The 286-nt window shown below is 65.0% G+C and carries 1 protein-coding gene; it reads left to right on the top strand.

The window, feature by feature from the left end:
• The coding region (locus tag AC0L3C_RS36240; RefSeq protein WP_473410416.1) for a hypothetical protein at window positions 1–286 on the top strand (286 nt) is incomplete at both ends.

The raw sequence follows: 286 nt of genomic DNA, 5'->3' as shown, positions 1-286 counted from the left end.
CGGACGGCGCCCACACCGTGGTGGTGACCGACACCGACACCGCCGGCAATATTGCGACCGCCAGTATCGACTTCACCTTGGATAACAGCATCGATACCCCGACGGTGGTGCTGACCAACGACACCGGCAGCTCGAATAGCGATGGCATCACCAGCAATGCTGCGCTGACAGTGAGTGCGGCCGCGGTGGACGTCACACGCGTGTACACGGTCGACGGCGCGGATTCGGCGAGCTACGTTGCCCCGACGACCGACGGCGCCCACACCGTGGTGGTGACCGACACCGA

It is taken from the genome of Bradyrhizobium sp. WSM4872 (genome assembly GCF_055811715.1).
This window is presented reverse-complemented; position numbering and strand designations above follow the sequence as displayed.